Raw genomic sequence first — 4,164 nt, 5'->3', positions numbered from 1 at the left:
ATAAAATATACTTAGACCCTAGAGAAGAGAAAACAAGAGTAGATTAACAAGTAAGTATGACTGTGAACTACTCACCACTTAGCAAAGCTTGAAGTGGAAGCTTCTCAGTTCCACGACGAAAGTAACCTTTCGTCTCCCTGAGCGTTACTTCGGGGTGTTCCACCCCTAGATGTCCAACGCTTGGATGCTCTCTTGGTACGGTTGATATTTTACGCAGGAACCGAATGGCTTGGTTTTCGCACTCTATTTTCTTCCTGCAACCTCATATATCAAGTTATCAAAGAACTTCATATAGCTAGTTTATCAAAAGTTTTTGGCTATGCCAAACCGAAATTCATCTCCCACCTACCGTTGGGCTAGCGCCCTTCACACGATTGAGGAAGGAGAATTCTTTCGGTAAATTCGTTAAATTCTAGGTATTTTTTGATGATTACATTTAAATGGTCTATTCTCTCGTTTTTAGAGAGATAGTCCTTTTTAATGCAATTGTATTCATGACGTTTGTAAAACGCGTTAGAGAAGAAGATAAAAGGTCGTTTTTTTAGTGATTTGATTATTTTTTGATTCTATGTCGTTGTTTTGGAAAATGTTGTGAAAACAACCCTTTCGTCTAGAACCTATACCACTCTACCCTAACTACCGAGTTTGATACCCTTGAGAAAGATTTTGTATCTTAAGGATAAAGGGTTTGTCTTTATTTATTATTATGGACAGCGATTTAGAGAAATAAACATACTCGGTGATTAGGGGATAGGTAACTATTTAAAACATTTGAGAGCTCGGTAATTGGGTAAATAAAAAATGCCTTATCATTCTCCCTGTAAGGAGGCATGAGTGGGTCACCATACATACTCATCAATTTAAAGAAAAATAAAGGCCCGAAAAAGAAAAAATGAGCCGAACTCTTATGAATAACTGTGAAAAGGTAAAATTTTTGTAATGGGAGGTTTCTGAAAATCTTAGCTTGATGGGCATGGGGTATCGCCTGCATTTTTGAAAACCCCCACGCTAAGAGAATGCGAGATTTTATACAGTTTTTTGGCTAATCCAGTAACAAACGAGAATCCTAAAACCGCGCCAGGATAGGAATGTATAAAAAAGTGCATAGATCCATAGAACAAAAAAGGAGGTTCCCTTGTGAGAGTAAGTTTCCTCCTTGTCCTTGCTACCGATAATGATGTGTTATGTTAACCGAGCCTGTATAGGATATACATTGATTTTTATGTATCTAACGGAGCCGTCTGATTAAGAAAAACTTGATATACTATTCCTAAGTGGAAAGTGCAATTTATGGGAGGATAGAGTACAATGCCTGAGCCGAGTATAAAAATAAAAAGAATATGGGAAGATACCGATTTTTTTGAATTGAATTTTGACTTCTATGGATTTTCTGGTACTGCAAACATTGACATATATACCACCAATGAAGATCTCGAAGATTTAAAAAAAGGAATAATCAAGTTCTCCACTTTTAAACTAAATGAGTTTCAATGGGTTTCAGGTGAGGATATAGACAATGTAACTCATTTCTTATCCATGAGATTCTTCTTACATGATAAAAGAGGAATTGTAGGCATTGAGGTAGTAGCTGACAATAAGCAATCAAAACCTTATTGGATGCGTTCAAATTTGTTTATCCTTACGGAACTTAGTCAAATTGATGATTTTATAAAAAAAATAGAGCAGTTAATTAGTGAGGAAATTACTGAGTTGGAAAGCATAATTCCAGTCTGATAGTGATAATTTTTCGTAGATGAATTACATATATCAACTTCTGATAACGATAATTATATAGCCTACTAATGATAGCCTATTGAGCTATCTTTTTTTGTTGTGTGCATATTAGAAGCATAAGTTGACCAACACGGCCATCTTATGCTCATTGTTACAATTTATGATAACAAAAGCAGAGGTATAGGGAAATATCTAATTATAGAAATAGGGATATTTCCCTGTTTAACAGAGGGTAATAATAGTGATATCAGGACTATTTTATTTTGACACTCCCATCTCTAAAGGGTCAAGATGACTTACATCAGTGGGATTCTTGCTATTAAAACCAAGTCTATTTCTAGATGTCAAAAACCACAAATAAGATTGTGATACCGTACGAATTTCGTATTAACCGTAGGCTAACCCCACTTCAAACACCCCATAAGGGCGTTAAGTGGCGGATAGTTCAATTCAACAGTTTAGGTCACATAAATATAAAAAGACCTTAGGATTATACCTAAAGGTCTTCTTTACTAGTTAGAAATCAATCTCTTCGTTATCTTCTTCAGAAATCCCACCAAGTACGACCCTAGCGTCAATAATTTTACCTTCTTGCAATATGGGCTCCTCTGTTTTTAACTCTTCTTGTTTCTGTGCGGGAACAAATCCATTAGTAAGTAGAAGATCCAATTTATCTTCAACTGTATCTAAAAGATTTAACCTTTGTTCTACATTATCTAATTTCTGCAGTAGTTGCTCATAACTTTTTCCGTTTTGTACCAGTTCAACAACAAATGCTGTCAATTGTCTACTATTAGCTTTTTCATTAAGAATCCTATATACATCTTCAGGCATATTATCAGCATGTAATGCCATTTTTCTATTTTTAGCCATTATCAGCACGTCCCTTTATTCTAAGCTAGCTGTCCCTTCATTTCATCAATTACTTTTAATTCTAATGCAGTTAGATTAATTGTACGTGAAGTTGGAGCAAATACTTCTTTGTCGCTATTTTGAATAATATCGTTCAAGAAGAAGTGATTGTTTTTAGCAGCCATTTCAGACATATGATTCAATAAAGCGAGACGGATGTAAGGTTCTAAAACGGGTGCTTCGCCTCCGATATAAATGAATTTCAATACTGTATTCGTACTAGATGGGATGAATACATCAAGAATTTTAGCTACTAAAATTCTTGCATATTCTTTCAGCGCCCCTACAATTTCATTTGTAAAATCATATTCTTCACCAGTATTTTCATTCGATAGTACATACTTTTGTACTTTATAATTATTAACTATAAATTTCTCTAATGTTCTTATATCCTTAAAGTATTGAATCAATTTTTCTTTTCGAAAGCGTTCTAGGTATCCTAAGAATGGCTCAATATCGATAACTTGGAAAGAATCTCTGTGCTTAGGTGTAGTAAGCCCTTTACCTAATCGCACAGCATCTGTAGACCCGCCACCAATGTCAGTTAAAATTACTTCATATTCATCAAATCTCTCAGATTCATATCGCTTTTCAATACTAATTACATTTGTATTCTGATCTTTTGAAACCATTTTATATTTTAAAGAATGTCTAGCAACTTCTGATTCATTTCTACATTTTGCTGAATGGACTGTAATAGTTAGTTCTTTCTCCATTCCTGGTGTTAACACTTTAACTTTATGTTCACCGATAAATCTTTCTTCCATTTTTTTATGGGCAATGCTAAATTTTTCTTCGCGTTTTAAAAGCCAAATTGGAAGCATCATACTCATGTGTTCAATTTCAACTTCATTATCTTCTTGTTCAGCGTTCAGGGCATGATAATATGCAATTGCTCCTAAAAAGCTTACGTATGGGATAGGACTCTTAATTTTATCGTGCATCTTATTTACATGTGAGTTTGCCAATTGATTATCTTCAGCTAATTGCCCAACTAGATAGAAAGATTCTTCACCTTCGATTTCAGTGGAAATTAGTAATCTATCTAGTAAATCTTCTGGTCTAGAAATACGATCAACAAGTAAATCCTCAGCTTGTTTCTTTGAAATTTTAACTACATTCGTTGCAAGTTCAATATAATAACCATCAACCATGAAATTATTAAAACTATTTCCGAAATCCGCTACTTTTCTTCCAATTTTCATTAATAATTCCCCCTTTATACATTAAGTACGACTTAAGTGCTACTTTTGATTATGCTTTAGCACATTTAATCAAAAATAAGAACACTTTAAATAATAAGTACGACTTGAATCATACTTGTTATTTAATTAACCTATACACTTAAAAAATTCAAAATAAACAAGGAAATTCCTTCTTTCAAACGAATTAAACACATAACAGTTAGACGCCGACATGTCGAACATAAATAATGATGAATGACAGTAAAACAACAACATGACCGACATAAATGATGGCCAACAACAATGTAATGACGACATGACCGGCATGGATGAT

The 4,164-nt window shown here is 33.9% G+C and carries 3 protein-coding genes; 1 reads left to right on the top strand and 2 read right to left on the bottom strand.

Features of this window, described 5'->3' with window-relative positions; all coding sequences use genetic code 11:
- Window positions 1-1,308: 1,308 nt before the first annotated feature.
- A complete protein-coding gene (locus U860_RS0128745; protein WP_025151193.1) occupies window positions 1,309-1,734 on the top strand; it encodes a hypothetical protein in 426 nt (141 codons plus the stop codon).
- Window positions 1,735-2,250: 516 nt separating this feature from the next.
- Here the strand turns inward: U860_RS0128745 and U860_RS0128740 are convergent.
- Window positions 2,251-2,607, bottom strand: a complete 357-nt coding sequence (locus tag U860_RS0128740; RefSeq protein WP_025151192.1) for a hypothetical protein — start codon at window positions 2,605-2,607, stop codon at window positions 2,251-2,253.
- A gap of 20 nt (window positions 2,608-2,627) precedes the next feature.
- On the bottom strand, window positions 2,628-3,851 hold the full coding sequence (locus U860_RS0128735; protein WP_025151191.1) for a ParM/StbA family protein: 1,224 nt from the start codon (window positions 3,849-3,851) through the stop codon (window positions 2,628-2,630).
- Window positions 3,852-4,164 lie beyond the last annotated feature (313 nt).

It is taken from the genome of Bacillus sp. H1a (assembly GCF_000633475.1).
GTDB lineage: Bacteria > Bacillota > Bacilli > Bacillales > Bacillaceae_G > Bacillus_A > Bacillus_A paramycoides.
This window is presented reverse-complemented; position numbering and strand designations above follow the sequence as displayed.

Bases quoted from the DNA above. Each gene is read 5' to 3' on its own strand.
- U860_RS0128745 (WP_025151193.1), top strand. From the start codon at position 1,309: ATGCCTGAGCCGAGTATAAAAATAAAAAGAATATGGGAAGATACCGAT.
- U860_RS0128740 (WP_025151192.1), bottom strand. From the start codon at position 2,607: ATGGCTAAAAATAGAAAAATGGCATTACATGCTGATAATATGCCTGAA.
- U860_RS0128735 (WP_025151191.1), bottom strand. From the start codon at position 3,851: ATGAAAATTGGAAGAAAAGTAGCGGATTTCGGAAATAGTTTTAATAAT.